At 62.6% G+C, this 17,425-nt stretch carries 17 protein-coding genes; 11 read left to right on the top strand and 6 right to left on the bottom strand.

Features of this window, described 5'->3' with window-relative positions:
- Positions 1-5 precede the first annotated feature (5 nt).
- Positions 6-2,726, bottom strand: a complete 2,721-nt coding sequence (polA, locus tag KI613_RS00945; RefSeq protein WP_226403368.1) for a DNA polymerase I — start codon at positions 2,724-2,726, stop codon at positions 6-8.
- 3 nt (positions 2,727-2,729) lie between these two features.
- Between polA and KI613_RS00950 the strand changes: the two genes are divergently transcribed.
- The 9 genes from KI613_RS00950 to KI613_RS00990 all read left to right on the top strand — a co-directional run bounded on the left by KI613_RS00950 (position 2,730) and on the right by KI613_RS00990 (position 8,601).
- Positions 2,730-3,458 (top strand): LOG family protein, encoded by a 729-nt coding sequence (locus KI613_RS00950; RefSeq protein WP_404826966.1) that lies wholly within the window; start codon positions 2,730-2,732, stop codon positions 3,456-3,458.
- A gap of 30 nt (positions 3,459-3,488) precedes the next feature.
- Positions 3,489-3,818 (top strand): DUF2782 domain-containing protein, encoded by a 330-nt coding sequence (locus tag KI613_RS00955; RefSeq protein WP_226403369.1) that lies wholly within the window; start codon positions 3,489-3,491, stop codon positions 3,816-3,818.
- Between the two features lie 3 nt (positions 3,819-3,821).
- A complete protein-coding gene (locus KI613_RS00960) occupies positions 3,822-4,748 on the top strand; it encodes a homoserine kinase (protein WP_226403370.1) in 927 nt (308 codons plus the stop codon).
- A 247-nt stretch (positions 4,749-4,995) separates the two neighbouring features.
- On the top strand, positions 4,996-5,742 hold the full coding sequence (locus KI613_RS00965) for a BPSS1780 family membrane protein (RefSeq protein ID WP_226403371.1): 747 nt from the start codon (positions 4,996-4,998) through the stop codon (positions 5,740-5,742).
- A 2-nt stretch (positions 5,743-5,744) separates the two neighbouring features.
- A complete protein-coding gene (locus KI613_RS00970) occupies positions 5,745-6,518 on the top strand; it encodes a BPSS1780 family membrane protein (protein ID WP_226403372.1) in 774 nt (257 codons plus the stop codon).
- The gene (nadD, locus tag KI613_RS00975; RefSeq protein ID WP_226403373.1) at positions 6,511-7,164 is read left to right on the top strand and encodes a nicotinate-nucleotide adenylyltransferase; all 654 of its coding nucleotides are present in this window, start codon (positions 6,511-6,513) and stop codon (positions 7,162-7,164) included. The genes KI613_RS00970 and nadD overlap by 8 nt, the downstream gene beginning before the upstream one ends.
- Positions 7,164-7,529, top strand: coding sequence for a ribosome silencing factor (rsfS, locus tag KI613_RS00980; protein WP_226403374.1), 366 nt, complete (start codon positions 7,164-7,166; stop codon positions 7,527-7,529). The genes nadD and rsfS overlap by 1 nt, the downstream gene beginning before the upstream one ends.
- Positions 7,526-7,996 (top strand): 23S rRNA (pseudouridine(1915)-N(3))-methyltransferase RlmH, encoded by a 471-nt coding sequence (gene rlmH / locus KI613_RS00985; RefSeq protein WP_226403375.1) that lies wholly within the window; start codon positions 7,526-7,528, stop codon positions 7,994-7,996. Before rsfS ends, rlmH begins: the two co-directional genes overlap by 4 nt.
- Positions 7,996-8,601, top strand: coding sequence for a Maf family protein (locus KI613_RS00990; protein ID WP_226403376.1), 606 nt, complete (start codon positions 7,996-7,998; stop codon positions 8,599-8,601). Before rlmH ends, KI613_RS00990 begins: the two co-directional genes overlap by 1 nt.
- On the opposite strand, the gene KI613_RS00995 is transcribed toward KI613_RS00990, so the two are convergent.
- The 3 genes from KI613_RS00995 to KI613_RS01005 all read right to left on the bottom strand — a co-directional run bounded on the left by KI613_RS00995 (position 8,598) and on the right by KI613_RS01005 (position 11,322).
- Positions 8,598-9,653 (bottom strand): hypothetical protein, encoded by a 1,056-nt coding sequence (locus KI613_RS00995; RefSeq protein ID WP_226403377.1) that lies wholly within the window; start codon positions 9,651-9,653, stop codon positions 8,598-8,600. The genes KI613_RS00990 and KI613_RS00995 overlap by 4 nt on opposite strands.
- A 114-nt stretch (positions 9,654-9,767) precedes the next feature.
- Positions 9,768-10,541, bottom strand: coding sequence for an enoyl-CoA hydratase (locus KI613_RS01000; RefSeq protein ID WP_226403378.1), 774 nt, complete (start codon positions 10,539-10,541; stop codon positions 9,768-9,770).
- A 19-nt stretch (positions 10,542-10,560) separates the two neighbouring features.
- Positions 10,561-11,322, bottom strand: coding sequence for a YdcF family protein (locus KI613_RS01005; RefSeq protein ID WP_226403379.1), 762 nt, complete (start codon positions 11,320-11,322; stop codon positions 10,561-10,563).
- 154 nt (positions 11,323-11,476) lie between these two features.
- Here KI613_RS01005 and KI613_RS01010 point away from each other — a divergent pair, with 154 nt between their 5' ends.
- Entirely contained in the window at positions 11,477-13,435 is a 1,959-nt protein-coding gene (locus tag KI613_RS01010; protein ID WP_226403380.1) for an acetoacetate--CoA ligase, read from the top strand.
- Here the strand turns inward: KI613_RS01010 and KI613_RS01015 are convergent.
- Both KI613_RS01015 and trhP read right to left on the bottom strand, forming a co-directional pair.
- A complete protein-coding gene (locus tag KI613_RS01015; RefSeq protein ID WP_226403381.1) occupies positions 13,432-14,544 on the bottom strand; it encodes an acyltransferase family protein in 1,113 nt (370 codons plus the stop codon). The genes KI613_RS01010 and KI613_RS01015 overlap by 4 nt on opposite strands.
- A 65-nt stretch (positions 14,545-14,609) precedes the next feature.
- Positions 14,610-15,908, bottom strand: a complete 1,299-nt coding sequence (gene trhP / locus KI613_RS01020; protein WP_226403382.1) for a prephenate-dependent tRNA uridine(34) hydroxylase TrhP — start codon at positions 15,906-15,908, stop codon at positions 14,610-14,612.
- A 35-nt stretch (positions 15,909-15,943) separates the two neighbouring features.
- Between trhP and rng the strand changes: the two genes are divergently transcribed.
- Positions 15,944-17,407: a ribonuclease G gene (gene rng, locus KI613_RS01025; protein ID WP_226403383.1), complete on the top strand. Its 1,464-nt coding sequence runs from the start codon at positions 15,944-15,946 to the stop codon at positions 17,405-17,407.
- Positions 17,408-17,425: the final 18 nt, after the last annotated feature.

A 17,425-nucleotide genomic window follows, 5' to 3' on the forward strand; every position in this document is an offset into this window, starting at 1 on the left:
CGGCCTTAGTGCGCCGCTTCCCAGTTCGGCCCGACACCCACTTCGACGACCAGCGGCACCTTGAGCTCGGCGACCTGGCTCATCAGGCGGGGCAGGTGGGTGCGGATTTCCATCAGTTCGTCGTCCGGAACTTCGAGTAGCAGTTCATCGTGCACCTGCAGGACCAGTTTTGATTTCAGCCCCGATTTTTCCAGCCAGTTCTGCACGGCGATCATCGCCAGCTTGATCAGGTCGGCGGCTGTGCCCTGCATCGGTGCGTTGATCGCGGCGCGCTCTGCCCCCTGGCGGCGGTTGCCGTTGCTCGAACGGATTTCCGGGAACCACAGGCGGCGACCGAAAGCGGTTTCGACGTAGCCTTTTTGCCGGGCAGTTTCACGCGCCTCTTCCATGTAGGCTGCGACGCCGGGGTAGCGGGCGAAATAGCGGTCGATGTAGGTCTGCGCCGCGCTGCGTTCCAGCCCGAGCTGACGGGCGAGGCCGAAGGCGCTCATGCCGTAGATCAGGCCGAAATTGATGCTCTTGGCGACGCGGCGCTGGTCGGGGCCAACTTCGAGCGGCGTGACGCCGAATATCTCGCCGGCTGTCGCACGGTGCACGTCCTCGCCGTGCGAGAAGGCGTGGAGCAAGCCTTCATCGCCCGAGAGATGGGCCATGATGCGCAGCTCGATTTGCGAATAATCGGCCGAGACGATGCTGGAACCTTCGGGTGCGATGAAGGCGGTACGGATCTTCCGGCCTTCCTCGCTGCGCACCGGGATGTTCTGTAGGTTGGGATCGGTCGAGGCAAGGCGGCCCGTGACAACGGACGCTTGAGAGAAGTGAGTATGCACTCTCCCGGTCTGCGGATTGACCATGCGCGGCAGCTTGTCGGTGTAGGTGCCCTTGAGTTTGGACAGGCTGCGGTGTTCGAGCAGCAGCTTGGGCAGTGGGTAGTCGAGGGCCAGCTCGGAAAGCACTTCCTCGTCGGTGGACGGGCCGCCCGACGGGGTTTTCTTCTTGACCGGCAGGCCGAGCTTTTCGAAAAGAATGTCGGCCAGTTGCTTGGGCGAAGCGAGATTGAAGGGCTGGCCGGCCAGTTCGTAAGCCTGCGCTTCGAGAGCCATGATCTTCTGGCCCATCTCGTGGCTTTGGCGGGACAGCACATCGGCGTCGATCAGGATGCCGTTGCGCTCGATCTGCCAGATGACCTGGCGGGCCGGCATCTCGATCTCGTGATAGATGCGCGACAGGCCGGGTTCATCGGCGAATTGCGGGTGTAGCACGTTATGGACGCGCAGGGTGACGTCGGCGTCTTCGGCCGAGTAGGTGGCGGCACGCTCGATGTCGACCTGGTCGAAGCCGATCTGCTTAGCGCCCTTGCCGCACAGGTCTTCGTAGGCGATGGTGTCGAGGCCGAGATGGCGGGTGCATAGCTGGCCGAGGTCGTGGCCCTTGTCGGACTCGATGACGTAGCTTTGCAACATCGTGTCGTGCTCTATGCCGGCGAGCGTGATGCCGTGGTTGGCGAAAACGTGCTGGTCGTACTTTGCGTTTTGCAGCACTTTTTTCCGGTTGACCGTGGAAAGCCAGGGTTTGAGCCTGGCCAGCACTTCGTCGCGCGGCAACTGGTCGGCGACGCCGGGGGCGGTGTGGGCGAGCGGGATGTAGCAAGCTTCACCGGGGGTGACCGACAGCGAAATGCCGACGATGCGGGCTTCGAAGGAGTCGAGGCTGGTTGTTTCGGTATCGAGTGCAGTCAGTTCGGCGGCTTCGATTTTGGCTAGCCAGGCGTCGAACTGCGGCCAGCTCAGGACGGTTTCGTAGGTAACGTCGATTTTGCCTTGGAGCGTCGGCGCCGCGGCATCGGAAACCGTGCGCGCCGGGATATCGGCGGCCGCTTCCGGACCGTCGATATCGGCCAGCCATGAGCGGAACTGGTAGCGGGTGTAAAGCTCGCGCAGCGTGGCGACATCCCGCGGTGTTGCATTCAGGCTGGCCGGTGCCGGCAGGTTGGTGAGATCGCAGGCGACTGTGACCAGCTTTTTCCCCAATGGCAAAAAGCTGAGGTGGTCACGCAGATTCTGGCCGACGACGCCGCCGATTTCGTCGGCATGGGCGACGATTTCGTCGAGCGAGCCATACTGGGCCAGCCATTTGAGGGCGGTTTTCGGACCGCATTTGGCGACGCCGGGCACGCCGTCTACGGTGTCGCCGACCAGCGCCAGATAATCGACGATCTTGTCCGGCGGCACGCCGAACTTCGCTTCGACGCCGGCCTCGTCGAGCAACTCGTTACTCATCGTGTTGTACCAGCGGACGAGCGGATTGACCAGTTGGGTCAGATCCTTGTCGCCGGTCGAAATCAGCGTATTGATGCCGTCGACCGCGGCATTTTTCGCCAGCGTGCCGATCACGTCGTCGGCTTCGACGCCGTCGACCATGAGCAGCGGCCAGCCGGCGGCCTTGATGGCGGCGTGCAGCGGCTCGATCTGGCCGACCATTTCGGGCGGCATCGGCGGCCGGTGGGCCTTGTATTCCGGATACCAGTCGTCGCGGAAGGTCTTGCCCTTGGCATCGAAGACGACGGCCTTGTAGTCTGCCTTGTAGTCGCTCTCTAGACGACGTAGCATGTTCAAAACGCCGTAGATGGCGCCCGTCGGCTCGCCGGCCTTGTTGCGCAAGTCGGGCAGGGCGTGGAAAGCGCGGTAAAGATAGGACGAACCGTCCACCAACAATAAGAGAGGCATAAATTGACCGAGAGCGACAAGCTGGTAATGGGCGTCGAGACCGAGGCCCTGCTGAAAAACGCGACGGCCCGCGAGTCCTGGCGGATTTTCGGCATTATGTCAGAGTTCGTCGAGGCAACTGAGCGTCTGGCTGCGATCAAGCCGGCCGTGACCATGTTCGGCAGCGCCCGCGTTCGGCCGGACTCGCCGTATTACATGCTGACCGAGCAGACCGCCCGCCTGCTGTCCGATTCGGGTTTCTCGGTCATTTCCGGCGGCGGCCCGGGGATCATGGAAGCGGCCAACAAGGGCGCCTTCTTCGGCAAATCTCCGTCAGTCGGCCTCAACATCCAGTTGCCGCACGAGCAGCAGAACAATCCCTACCAGGATATCTCGCAGACCTTCCGCCACTTCTTTGCCCGCAAATACATGTTCGTTCGCTTTGCCAGCGCCTACGTCGTCATGCCCGGTGGTTTCGGCACGCTCGACGAGCTGATGGAAGCGCTGACCCTGATCCAGACCGGCAAGGCGCGCAAGATTCCGCTGATTCTGGTTTGCTCGGACTTCTGGGGCGGCATGATCGAATGGTTCAAGAACCGGCTGGTCAGCGAAGGCATGGTCGATGCCGAAGACATGAACCTGATCCAGTTGATCGACGAGCCGGAAAAAGTGGTCGAAGCCATATTCAAGCATTACGAGGCTCGTCCCTTCGGCCCCTTGCCGAACGAACACGAGATGCTGCTCAACCTGTAAAATCAAAGCATCGTCATCGAGGATTCCACCATGCGCCGCCTTCTTCCCCTCCTGCTTCTAGCCGCCTTGCCTGCCTGGGCGCAGAAAGGCGATCTCCAGCCCTTGCCGGCCGTCCCGCCGCCACCGCCGGGCATGGAAGCCTTCGACGAAGCCCTTGAGCCACAAGTGACCATCGTCAAGCGCGAGACCGAAACGCGCGAGGAATACCGCATGAAGGGCAAGCTCTACATGGTCAAGGTCACGCCGGCGGTCGGCCCCGCCTACTACCTCGTCGATAACCAGGGCGACGGCCAGTTCGTTCAGGCCGACATTACCCATCCGGTGACCAAGCCGCCGATGTGGATCATTCACAGCTGGTAAATCTTGTCCGTCTATACCAAAGTCGGGCGCGATGAACTCACTGCCTGGCTGCAGCCACTCGGGCAGGGTGAGCTGATCGACTACGCCGGTATCGCCGCCGGCATGCAGAACTCCAACTATTTCGTGACGACGGCCAGCGGCCGTTTTGTGTTGACGTTGTTCGAGCGCATCGAGACCTCTGCGCTCGATTTTTATCTGGCGCTGCAGGACAAGCTGGCGCACAGCGGGATTCCCAGCCCGCGGCCACTGGCCGACGGCGATGTCCGCTATTGGCGCTGGCTGGCGGGAAAGCCTGCTGCATTGCTGACCTGCCTGCCGGGCGCGGCGCTGGAGTCGCCGGGTGCCGAGCACTGCCGCGCCGTTGGCGAGATGCTGGCCCACCTGCACCTCGCGGCAGCTAATCTGCTGAATCCCTTGCCCAACCCCTGCGGCGCTGCCTGGCGACAGGCCACCGGCGAAATCTTGCTGCCCTTGCTCGCGCCCGATGAGCATGATCTGCTGGCGGATGAACTGGCGTTTCAGACCGAGCAGGATTATTCGATACTGCCGCGCGGCGTCATCCACGCCGACCTGTTCCGCGACAACGTGTTGTGGGATGCCGCCGGCCGGCTATCCGGCGTGCTCGACTTCTATTTTGCCGGCGAAGATGCGCTGCTCTTCGATCTGGCCGTCGTCGCCAACGACTGGTGTGCCGATGACGCAGCGCTGGCCGCACTGATCGCCGGCTATGCCGCCCAACGTCCGCTCACCGAGGCGGAACGAGCCGCCTGGCCGGCCATGCGGCGCGCCGCGGCGCTGCGTTTCTGGCTGCTCCGGTTGGAAGTCAGGCACCAGCCCCGTCAGGGCGAAGTGGTAACGATCAAGAATCCTGACGACTTTCGGCACCTGCTGGCACGTTTTCGCCTTGCCCCGGAAGCGCTGCCCCGTTAGCATCCGCGCATCATCCTAGAAACTGCAGTTGACCGCTTGCCGCTACAACGAATGCCAATGAAAACCGGACGCTCCGACTTCGATAACCATCACCAGCTGAGTTTGTCCGCTACGTACCCGCTGGCACGCCCGGGCGGGCGCCTGGTTTTGTCGCTCCTCGTTGCAGGCGTGAGCCTGCTGCCTCGTCGCTTCGCACCAGCCACCCGCCCGATCGCACCAGCGGGCACGTCCAACTGCGGTTTCTAGGATGAGTGAAACTCCTGTTTTTCCGATGGCCCCGACCCGGTTTACCGGCGCAAGTCGCGAAGTCGACCCCGGTGCCTGCTTTGACTGGCTGCGTCAGGGCTGGGCCATGTTTCTGGTCAATCCCGGGGTGTGGATTGGCAGTACCGTTCTGCTCCTCGTCATGTTGATGGCCATTTCCATCGTGCCGCTGTTCGGGCAGATCGCCGCGCATTTGCTGGTGCCGCTCTTCGGCGCCGGCATGATCAAGCTGTGCAAGCGCCTGAATGATGGTGAGGAGCCTGAAATTGCCGACCTTTTCTCTGGTTTTCGCCACAATGCGGGGCAACTGGTCATGGTCGGCGTATTTTTCGCCATGGGCATTTTCGGCATCGCGTTCCTGGCTTTCCTGCTCGTCAGCGGCGGGCTGCTTGGTGGCGTCGTCACCGGCAAGGTCGCTGGTTTCGGCATTGCGCTCGGCGGCGTCATGCTGGCCGGGCTGCTCGTCATGGTGCTCTCGGTGCCGATCATCATGGCCACCTGGTTTGCGCCTGCCCTGGTGTTTTTCCACGACATGCAGCCGCTCGATGCGATGAAGGCGAGCTTCACCGCCGGTGCCAAGAACTTCCTGCCGATGGCGATCTTCGGCATTTTCCTGGTTGTCGCCCTGTTCTTCGCCATGCTGCCCGTCGGCATGGGCCTGCTCCTGCTTTTGCCGGTTGTTTCGGGCGCAGTCTTCGCGTCCTACCGCGACATTTTCGTGGGAAGCTGAAGATGCGCGCCCAGACACTACCGCCCGCCGCCGGCTGGGGCTGGATTTTCACTGGCTTTGCCATTTTTCGGCGCAGTCCGATCGTTCTCGGCATGCTGGTCCTCACCTACTGGTTCACGGTGATTTTTCTCAATGTGTTGCCGTTCATCGGGGCGCTGGCCGCCTCGCTGGTCATCCCCGGCCTCTCGGTCGGCCTCATGCAGGCCGCCCGTCAGGTTGAACGTGGTCAGGCTATCGGCGTGCAGACCCTGTTTGGCAGCATGAAGGAAAACGCCCGGACCCTGCTCGCCCTCGGCGCCCTCTACCTGTGCTGCACGCTCGGCGTTCTCGGCCTGTCCACGCTACTCGACGGCGGCGACATGTTCAAATTCATGATGGCCAATAGCCGGGCCGAACGGGCAGCCGTCGAAGACGCCGATTTCATCGCGCCGGCGCTGTTCGTCATGGTCATGATGACGCCGGTCATGATGGCCTACTGGTTTGCCCCGGTGCTCGCTGCCTGGCACCGGCTGACCCTCGGCCGGGCCTTGTTCTTCAGCTTTGTTGCCTGCTGGATGAACTGGCGGGCTTTCCTGGTCTATGGTTTCGGTCTGGTGCTGGTGGCCGGCATCGCGCCCGGCGTGCTGCTTGGCGTGTTGTTGCTGATCTTCCCCGACGCCGCCAGTTTCATTACCGCCATCGTTACCATGCCGATGGTGCTGGTCATCGCGCCGACCATCTTCGCCAGCTTCTACGCCTGTTATCGCGACATCTTCGGCATTTCCGAAATTGTCTGAGCCGCTTGGCCTCTTCGGGGGCACCTTCGACCCTGTCCATTTTGGTCATCTCCGGCTGGCCGAAGAGGCCATCGCCCACCTTGGCCTCGGCGGCGTGCGCTGGATTCCGGCCGGCCAGCCGCCGCATCGCGGCACGCCGCAGGTGACCGCCCAGCAGCGTCTGGAGATGGTGCTACGGTCAACCGGAAATAATGCCCAATTTTCAATTGATGCCAGCGAGGTTGAAGCCGCCGCGCCGAGCTACACGGTGCATACGCTCGAACGTCTGCGCCGCGAACTCGGCGCCGAGCAGTCGCTCGTCCTGCTCGTCGGCGCCGACGCCTTTGCCGGACTGGCCACCTGGCATCGCTGGCGTGACATTTTTGCCCTGGCCCATGTCGCCGTCTCGCATCGCCCCGGTTTTCCGGTCGAAGCGAGCAGCCTGCCGCATGAGCTGGCTGCTGAATTCAACGACCGTCGGCTGACCGATGTTGGCGGCCTGAAACGCGCTCCGGCCGGGGGAATCGTCACTTTTGCCATGACCCAGCTCGCCATCTCGGCGACGCAGATCCGCAACCTGCTGGCCAACGGCCTGTCGGCGCGCTATTTGCTGCCGGATAGCGTTCTCGACTATATTCACCTTCACCAACTCTATAAAAGTACCTGATGGACATCCGCAAGCTGCAAAAAATCATCGTTTCCGCCCTTGAAGATATCAAGGGCAAGGATATCGAAGTCATCAACACCTCCAAGCTGACGTCGATGTTCGATCGCATCGTCATCGCCACCGGCGACTCCAATCGCCAGGTCAAGTCGCTGGCCCAGAATGTTGTCGAAAAGGTCAAGGAAGCCGGCGGCGAGATTGTCTCGACCGAAGGCGAAGACGGCGGCGAATGGGTGCTGGTCGATCTCGGCGACATCGTCGTGCACGTCATGCAAGCCAACGTGCGCGCCTACTACAACCTTGAGGAACTCTGGTCGGCAACGCCGGCCCAGCGTCGCAAGGCCGTGGAGCAGGCCAGGGAAGAATGAAACTGGCCGTACTTGCCGTTGGCCATCGTCAGCCCGCCTGGGTAAACGAAGGCTGCGCCGAGTACCTCAAGCGCATGCCGCGCGAATTGCCGGCCAGCGTTAGCGAAATCAAGCCCGAACCGCGCGGTTCGAAAACCCGCGAACAACTGCTGGCCGCCGAAAAAGGCCGCATCCGCGACGCCTTGCCCGGCAGTTGCCGCCTTGTCGTGCTCGACGAAAAGGGCGACGACCTGACCACCCTGAAGCTGGCCAAACGGCTCGAGGTCTGGATGCAGGACGGTCGCGACGTGGCGCTGCTGATCGGCGGCGCCGACGGGCTCGACGAGGAATTCAAGCAACAGGCTGACGACAAGCTGCGCCTGTCCAGCCTGACGCTGCCGCATGGCATGGCTCGCCTGCTGTTGTGCGAGCAGCTTTACCGTGCCGTCAGTGTCCTCAAAAACCATCCATACCACCGGGAGGGATGATGCGTTTGTATCTTGCTTCGCGTAGTCCGCGCCGTCGCGAGTTGTTGCACCAGATCGGCATCGATTTCGATACCGTTGTTTTTCGCGACGGCATGCGCGCCGACAGCGAAACTGATGAAACGCCGATGGCGGGCGAGTCACCTGTGCTCTACGTCGAGCGCGTGGCGCGCGCCAAGGCGATGCATGGTTTGCGGATAGTCGAGGAGCGCCGCCTGCCGATGCGTCCCGTGTTGGCCGCCGACACGACGCTGGAGCTCGATGGTGAAATCATCGGCAAGCCGGTCGATATGGCCGATGCCGCGGCCATCCTGCGCCGCCTGTCGGGACGGACGCATCGCGTGCTGACCGGCGTTGCCATCGACCATCAGCGGCGCACCGAATATCTGTTGTCGACCAGCGAAGTCCGCTTCCGCCAGATTGACGACGAGGAAATCCGTCATTACGTGATCAGTGGGGAGCCGATGGACAAGGCCGGCGCCTATGGCATTCAGGGCCGGGCCGGTCTTTTTGTCGAGCACATCTCCGGCAGTTACAGCGGCGTGATGGGCCTGCCCGTCTGCGAAACCGGCGAATTGCTCAAGAAGCTCGGCTTCCGTCCGCTTTAAGCGGTGCTGACGTAGTCAATGATGGCGCGCGCTACCTGCGCGATGCCATCCGTTTCCGGTATTGGCGACGGTGATTGCTCGTGAATGCTTTCAAGGGCTGCCGCGAGCTGCCCGCATTCCAGTTCTGCAGCGCCGATTTCGAAACTGCGGCTGTTAGCCGTCAGCCAATCGATCAGACATTCCTGCTCCGGCCAGTTTTCGCGCCGCTGGTAGATGACCGGTGTGCCATTGCAGGCGGCTTCAGTGAAAGTGCCATAGCCGGGTTTGGTGATGACGGCATCGACTGAGCAGAGCAGGTCGGTGAAGCTCAGGCCGAAGGATTCGCTGACTATGGCGTCGGGGTGCCGGCAGTGCCAAGCGGCCGGCACCAGCCAGCGTATGCCGGGCTGGCGTGGCCAGTCTTCCACTGGCAGACGGTGGGCGATGCCGCCCATGGCGATGAGGATGGCGTGGTCGCCGTTCAGGCCGAGGTCGTGGCGGCTGCCAAGGGCGGCGATCGGACCAACGGTCTGCACATTGGCCTGCGCGTCCATCGCCATGCCTGGCGTGACGCGCAGGAAAGCTTGCGCCGAGCGGTAGGCGGCGAGCATCTCGGCGTGGATGGGCTGGGCCCAGGGCTGATTGCCGAAATAATGGTCGAACAGGTCTGCCCAGTTTAGCGAGCACAGGCTGAGCGCCGGAATGCCAGCGGCTGCAGCGCCGGCCAGCGGCAGGTAGCTGACGTTGGTGAGGATGAGGTCGGGTTTCAGGTTGGCCAAAAAGCGCGCTTCATCGGTGACGCGGGCTGGCCAGTCGGCGTGCGCCTGACGATAGGCTGTGGCGCTGGCCGCCAGGTCGACGCGGGTGGCGTCGATCATGATGTAGCCGAAATCGGTGGCGCTGGCGATCAGCGTGTAGGGCGTCTTGATCCGTTGCTGCAGTTTGGCGGCGGGCAGGGCGCTACGGATGGTCAGCCGGAAATTCGGGGCGGTTTGACCGATGGCGTTGAGTACCGGCGCCGTGATGGCGAGGTGGCCGAAGCCGTGGCTGGAAATGTCGACAAACAGGTGCATGCGGGCTAATTCGTGCGGTTATCGGGCATTGCCACGGTCAACCGGAAATTTCGGCCAAAATTGAAATGCTCCGGACGCCTCGGCGGGCGACCGGATTCGATGAGACGGCCGTACTCAGCGGTTCTTGAAGGTGGCCTTGCGCTTTTCGACGAAGGCGGCCATGCCTTCCTTCTGATCTTCAAGGGCGAAGGCCGAATGGAAGACGCGGCGCTCGAAGAGCAGGCCTTCGTTGAGTGAAGACTCGAAGGCGCGATTGACCGACTCCTTGATCATCATGACCACGGGCAGCGAGAAACTGGCGATGGTGGTGGCTGCCTTGAGCGTTTCCTCGAGCAACTGATCGGCCGGGATGACGCGGGCGACCAAGCCACTCTTTTCCGCTTCGGTCGCATCCATCATGCGCCCGGTCAGGCACATGTCCATCGCCTTGGCCTTGCCGACGGCGCGCGGCAATCTTTGTGTTCCACCGGCTCCGGGGAGAGTGCCGAGCTTGATTTCCGGCTGGCCGAACTTGGCGGTGTCGGCCGCGAAGATCATGTCGCACATCATTGCCATTTCGCAACCGCCGCCCAGGGCAAAGCCGGCCACCGCCGCAATGACCGGCTTGCGCGTCGTCTTGATGCGCTCCCAGTTGCGGGTGATGAAGTCGGTCTTGTAGGCGTGCATGTAATCGAAATCCTTCATGAAGCCGATATCGGCCCCGGCGGCGAAGGCTTTCTCATTGCCCGTGATGACGATGCAGCCGATGTTCTCGTCGGCCTCGTAGGCGTCGATGGCGGCGCCGATGCCGTCGACGACTTCATTGTTCAGCGCATTCATTGCTTCCGGTCGGTTGATGCGGATCAGGCCGACTTTGCCGATGGTTTCGGTGAGGACTACTTGGGTCATGTTTTGTCTCCAGATGTATTCAATGGGTCAGGGCAATCCAGGCCAGGCCGAGCCATTCATGCAGCGCGTAATACGAGGTGTGAAGGGATTTGGCTTGCGGCAGAAAATCGCTCAGCAGCCAGTCGAAGCTCTGGTGGCTGAAAAAGGCGGTGGGAGCCGGGATGACTTCGAGTCCGGCGCGCTCGAAAAGGAGCTTGGCGCGCGGCATGTGGAAGGCATGGGTGACGAGGACGATGCGCTGAATGCCGGCGGCCTTGAGGATGGGCGCCGAGAGCGCGGCGTTGCCGGCGGTATCCAGCGATCCCGCTTCCTGCCAACGGGCTTCAACGCCGAATTCGTTACGCAGGATTCCGGCCATGACGTCAGCCTCGGCAGTGTCGCTCTCCGCCAACTTGCCGCCTGTGACCAGCACGGGCAGGTTGTAGCGCCGGGCCAGCGTGGCGCCGTAACGGGTGCGGATCAGCGTGCGGTCGTTCGCTGTATCGCCGCCGTATTCGGTGGCATCGGTGGCCAGGCCGCTACCGAGGATGACGATGGCGCCGGCCTCCGGCTTCGGCGCGTTGGGTGCGATGGCCGCCGACTGGTTTTCCAGCGAGGCGATCAGCAAACCGGAGAAAGCCGGCAGGCATTGGGCAATCGTCAGCACGGTGGCCGCCACGGCCAGCCCGAAAGCCCAGCGCCGGCGCCGGAAAACGCCGGCCACGCAGAGCAGCGCTAGTCCATTACCGGGCGGCAGGAGCAGCGTGCTGATCAGGATTTTGAGGGTCCAGGCGAAGGACATGTTTCAGGTGAGCGGGTGGGTTCAGGGCGTCGAGTTTGTCCGTGTCATGGGCTGGCGTCAATCAGCGCGCTGAAGTGTCCGGTCGATGACAGTTGCCGGCAGGCAAATCCTGCTATCTTTGCCGATCAATAAAGAACAAGACCGAGGAGACAAGATGACCTACGCGATCGATCCGCAACCGCTGTGGACGCCCAACCCCGCCACTGTCGGCCAAACGCGCATGGCGCAGCTGATCAAGGCCAAGGGCAGGGCGAACTACGCCGAGTTGTGGCAATGGTCGGTTGATCAACCCGAGGAATTCTGGTCGGAACTCTGGGATTTCTGCGGCGCAGTCGGTGAAAAAGGCGCGAAAATCGTCGTCGACCGTAGCAAGATGCCGGGTGCCCAGTGGTTTCCCGAAGCCAAACTGAATTACGCCGAAAACCTGCTGCAACAACGCGACGACAGCGAGGCGCTGGTTTTCTGGGGCGAGGACAAGGTCAAACGCCGGATGAGCCGGGCCGAACTGGTCGCCGAAGTCGCCCGCTTCCAGCAATTCCTGATCGACGCCGGGGTCGGCGAGGGCGACCGCGTCGCCGGTTACCTGCCCAACCTGCCCGAAACGCTGGTCGCCATGCTCGCCGCGACGGCGCTCGGCGCCATCTGGTCGTCGGCCTCGCCGGATTTCGGCGTGCAGGGTGTCCTCGACCGCTTCGGCCAGATCGAACCGAAAGTGCTGATCTGCGTCGATGGCTACTGGTACAACGGCAAGCCGGTCGATTGTCTAGTAAAGAATGCCGAAGTCGTGAGCAAAATGCCGTCGCTGCGCAAGGTCGTCGTCGTGCCTTATCTCAACGCTGCGCCGGATGTGAGCAAGATTGCCAACGCCGTGGTCTGGAATGACATTCCAACGGTCAACCCGAAAAAAGAGCCAATTTTCAAACGGGTCGGCTTTGCTCACCCGATCTACATCATGTTCTCGAGCGGCACGACCGGCGTCCCGAAGTGCATCGTCCATTGCCACGGCGGCGTGCTCCTCCAGCATCTCAAGGAACACCAGCTGCACAGCGACGTGCGCCCCGGCGACCGCCTGTTCTACTTCACGACCTGCGGCTGGATGATGTGGAACTGGCTGGTTTCCGGCCTGGCCTGCGGTGCCACTCTGCTGCTTTACGACGGCTCGCCGTTCGCCGGCGGCGGCACGGTACTTTTCGACTACGCCGCGGCCGAGAAAATGACCCACTTCGGCACTTCGGCCAAGTTCATCGATGCCGCCGCCAAGCTCGGCCTGACGCCGGGCAAGACGCATGACCTCGGCGCCCTGCGCGCCATGTTCTCGACCGGCAGCCCGTTGTCCCCCGAAGGCTTCGACTGGGTCTATCGCGAAATCAAGCAGGACATCCTGCTCGCCTCGATTTCCGGCGGCACCGACATCGTGTCCTGCTTCGTCCTCGGCAACCCCGTGCTGCCCGTCTATCGCGGCGAAATCCAGTGTCGCGGGCTGGGTATGGCGGTCGATGTCGTCGACGACATCGGCCAGTCGGTACGTGGGCAAAAAGGCGAGCTGGTGTGCACCGGCTCCTTCCCGGTCATGCCGGTCGGTTTCTGGAACGACGCCGATGGCAGCAAATACCACGCCGCCTATTTCGAGCGCTTCCCCAATATCTGGTGCCACGGCGACTTTTCGGAACTGACGGCGCACGATGGCATGATCATCTACGGCCGCTCCGACGCCACGCTCAACCCGGGCGGCGTGCGCATCGGCACGGCGGAAATCTACCGCCAGGTCGAACAGTTGCCGGAAATTCTCGAAGCACTGGTCATCGGCCAGGACTGGCCGCCGGGCCGCCACGACGATGTGCGTGTCGTGCTTTTCGTCAAGCTGCAGGAGGGGCGCCAGCTTGATCCGGCGCTTGTCGAACGCATCAAGAAGCAGATCCGCGACAACACGACGCCGCGCCATGTGCCGGCGCAGGTCGTGCAGGTGCTGGATATTCCGCGCACCAAGTCAGGCAAGATCGTCGAACTGGCCGTGCGCAATGTCGTGCATGAACAGCCGGTCAAGAATGTCGAGGCCTTGGCCAACCCCGAGGCGCTGGAGTACTTCCGCGGACGGCCGGAACTGACTGGTTAGGCGCGGCCGAGCACGGCGCGGCGGGCCAGTCGCCCGGCGCGCTGGGCCAGTTGCAGCAAGCCGGCCGCCAGTCCGCTGATCGCTGCCGTGATGCGCTGGCTGGCCGCCGGGCTTTCGACCCAGCGATAGAACAGCGTCGCCGCGATCAGGCTGGCAGTCCAGGCCAGAACCAGGCCGAGCATGGCTGAGGCATGGGACTCCAGGCCAAATCTGGCATAGAGCCCGTTGGCCAGGAGCAGGACCGGGAAATGCACGAGAAAGAGTGAATACGAGATCTGGCCGAGGAAAGCCAGTGGCTTGGCGTTGGGCCATTGTTCGAGGAGGCTGGTGCGGCGGCCGAAACCGAGCAGCAGGGCGACTGCCAGGGCTAGCCCGATACGGAGCCGGAAATCGATGATCAGCGCGGCGATGGTGATGGTGGCGATGACGCCGAGCCAGGCTGACATCTGCCGGCGATCGGACGCCCACCAGGCGGCGGCGCCGAGGCCGTAGGAGCCGAAGAAATAGATCGCCCAGTTGTCCCAGCTGGCGTCGCGGTTGAACCAGAACAGCGAGGCGAGGGCGGTAAGCAGAACGAGGGCCGGGGCGACGATGTTGCGACGGCCGGCCCAGAGCAGCACGGTCATCAGCGCGAAGAGCTGGAAGTCGATGGCGATGTACCAGACGCCGGCCGACAGCGCATCGAAGCCAAGCAGGCTGTGCAGCAGGAAGGCGTGGGCCAGCCATTGCGAGAAAGTGGCGCGGGCGGGAACCACTTCGTCGTCCAGCCACTGGTCGGCGACGGCGGCAGCAATGATGGCCAGGCCGATGGCGGCGAGATAAGGCACGGCGAGCCGCAGATAGCGTTTCCAGATCAGCGGCAGCGGCGAAACGGCGAGCGCCTGGCCTTGTGACGACAGGCCGCGGGCGGCAAGAAAGCCGGCGATGACCAGGAAGACCTGGACAGCCATGCGGCCGTACTCGAAAAACCAGCCGAAAAGCCCCGGCAAGGTTTCGCGGGCGGCTGCCGCGAGCGGGCCATAAGACGAGAAATGGTTGAGCAGGACGAGCAGGGCCGCGACCGCCTTGAGGGCGTCGATCAGCGGCATGCGGTTGGAAACTTTGCTCATGGCCTTAAGTGTACACGGATTGCTGCGGTGCACAATGGTTATTCCCGGATGTTTTGTAAGCTTAGTTAAACAAAACGCGCGACGAAGGAATTGGTGTACATGATGGGTAAATCAATCCACACCCGATGGCCGCTGCCCGGGGCGACGGTGACCGGCTCCCCCTTCTTGTTTTCCATGCGGCTCAGCGTCAGGACATGGTTGCCCGACGGGTGCACGCATTCCAGCCGGTCGCCAACGGAGAAACGGTTTTTGACCTCGATTTCCATGAGGCCGCGCACCGGGTCGAAAGCGACAGCATCGCCGACGTAGAGGCTGCGATCCGACTCGGAACTGCCGCGCAGGTAATTCTGGTATTCGGCATCGTGATGGCGCTGCAGGAAGCCATCGGTATAGCCACGGTTGGCCAGACCTTCGAGTTCGCGCAACAGGGTCGGGTCGAGCGGTTTGCCGGCGACGGCGTCGTCGATGGCCTGGCGGTAGGCCTGGCTGGTGCGCGCGACGTAGTACGGGCTCTTGGTCCGGCCTTCGATCTTGAGCGAATCGACGCCGATTTCGACCAGGCGCTGCACATGCTCAATGGCGCGCAGATCCTTGGAGTTCAGGATGTAGGTGCCGTGCTCGTCTTCCTCGATCGGCATGAGTTCGCCCGGACGCTGCTTTTCTTCGAGCAGGTATTCGATTTCATTTTTGGGCATTTTTTCCGGTTGACCGCGCCCCGCAGGAAGTACCCCTGGGGTATCGGAAGTGCTCAGCTTGTAGTCCCAGCGGCAGGAATTGGTGCAGCTGCCCTGGTTCGGGTCGCGGTGATTGAAGTAGCCGGAAAGCAGGCAGCGGCCCGAGTAGGCGATGCACAGCGCGCCATGGACGAAGACTTCGAGCTCGATATCCGGGCAGCGCTGGCGGATTTCGGCGACTTCGTCGAGCGACAGTTCGCGCGACAGGATGATGCGCTGGACGCCCATCTTCTGCCAGAAACGAACCGAAGCCCAATTCACCGTGTTGGCCTGCACCGAGAGGTGGATGACCTGTTCCGGCCAGGTTTCGCGCACCATGTCGATGAGGCCGGGGTCGGACATGATCAGCGCATCCGGCTTGAGGGCGATAACCGGCGCCATGTCGGCCAGATAGGTCGGCAGCTTGGCGTTGTGCGGAATGATGTTGCTGACGACGAAAAACTGCTTGCCGCGGGCGTGCGCCTCGTTGATGCCGTCGCCCAGTTTCTCGATGCTGCCGAACTCGTTGTTGCGCACGCGCAGGCTGTAGCGCGGCTGGCCGGCGTAGATGGCGTCGGCGCCGAAATCGAAGGCGGTACGCATCATCTCGAGCGAGCCGGCGGGGGCGAGGAGTTCAGGGGCTTTGGACATAGTAGAATGCAGCGAAACCGCGCATTGTAGAGACTATGTCTGAAGAAATCCTGATCAATTTCACACCGCAGGAAACCCGCGTTGCCGTCATGCAACAGGGCGTCGTCCAGGAACTCCATATCGAGCGCACGGCGAGCCGCGGGCTGGTTGGTAATGTCTATCTCGGGCGCATCTGCCGCATCCTGCCCGGCATGCAGTCGGCCTTCATCGACGTCGGCCTCGACCGTACGGCTTTCCTCCACGTCGCCGATATCTGGCAACCGCGCGAAGCGACGCAGGACCGGGCCCCCGAACGGCCCATCGAGAAAATGCTGCACGAGGGGCAGAGCATCCTCGTCCAAGTCGTCAAGGATCCCATCGGCACCAAGGGGGCGCGGCTGTCGACGCAGGTTTCCATCGCCGGCCGCATGCTTGTCCATCTGCCGCAGGAAAAGCACATCGGCATTTCGCAGCGCATCGAATCCGAGGCCGAGCGCGAGTCGCTGCGCGAAAAGATCAACCGCCTGGTGCCGAATGACGAACCCGGTGGTTTCATCGTCCGCACCATGGCCGAAAATGCCAGCGACGAAGAGTTCGCCACCGACATCGCCTACCTGCGCAAGACCTGGGCCGATATCCGCGAAAAGGCCCGCACCATCGGGCCACCCACCCTGCTATATCAGGAGCTGTCGCTCGGCCAGCGCGTCCTGCGCGACTTCGTCAATCCCGATACGACGCGCATCGTCATCGACTCGCGGGAAAATTTCCAGAAGCTCACCGCCTTCGCCCAGGAGTACACGCCGGCGGTGATCCCGCTGCTCGAGCACTACATCGGCCAGCGCCCGCTGTTCGACCTGCACGGCGTTGAGGATGAAATCCAGAAAGCCCTGGCCCGCCGCGTCGACCTGAAATCCGGCGGCTACCTGATCATGGATCAGACCGAGGCGATGACGACTATCGACGTCAACACCGGCGGCTTCGTCGGCGTGCGCAATTTCGACGACACCATTTTCAAGACCAATCTCGAAGCGGCGGTCACCATCGCCCGTCAACTGCGCCTGCGCAACCTCGGCGGCATCATCATCGTCGACTTCATCGACATGGAGAACGAGGAACACAAGAAGGCCGTGCTCGATGAATTCAACAAGGCGCTGGCCCGCGATCACACCCGGTTGACGGTCAATGGCTTCACCCAGCTCGGCCTGGTCGAAATGACCCGCAAGCGGACCCGCGAATCGCTCGCCCACGTGCTCTGCCAGCCGTGCCCGACCTGCGGCGGGCGCGGCGAGGTCAAGACGGCGCGCACTGTCGCTTACGAAATCCTCCGCGAACTGCTGCGCGAGGCCCGCCAGTTCAACGCCCGTGAATACCGCATCCTGGCCGGCCCGGCTGTGGTCAACCTCTTCCTCGACGAAGAGTCGCAGGCCCTGGCCATGCTCTCCGACTTCATCGGCAAGTCCGTTTCGCTGCAGTCCGAACCGAGTTATTCACCCGAGCAGTACGACATTGTTTTGATGTAATTCCCCCGAGGAGACAAA

It is taken from the genome of Ferribacterium limneticum (assembly GCF_020510585.1).
Classification (GTDB): domain Bacteria; phylum Pseudomonadota; class Gammaproteobacteria; order Burkholderiales; family Rhodocyclaceae; genus Azonexus.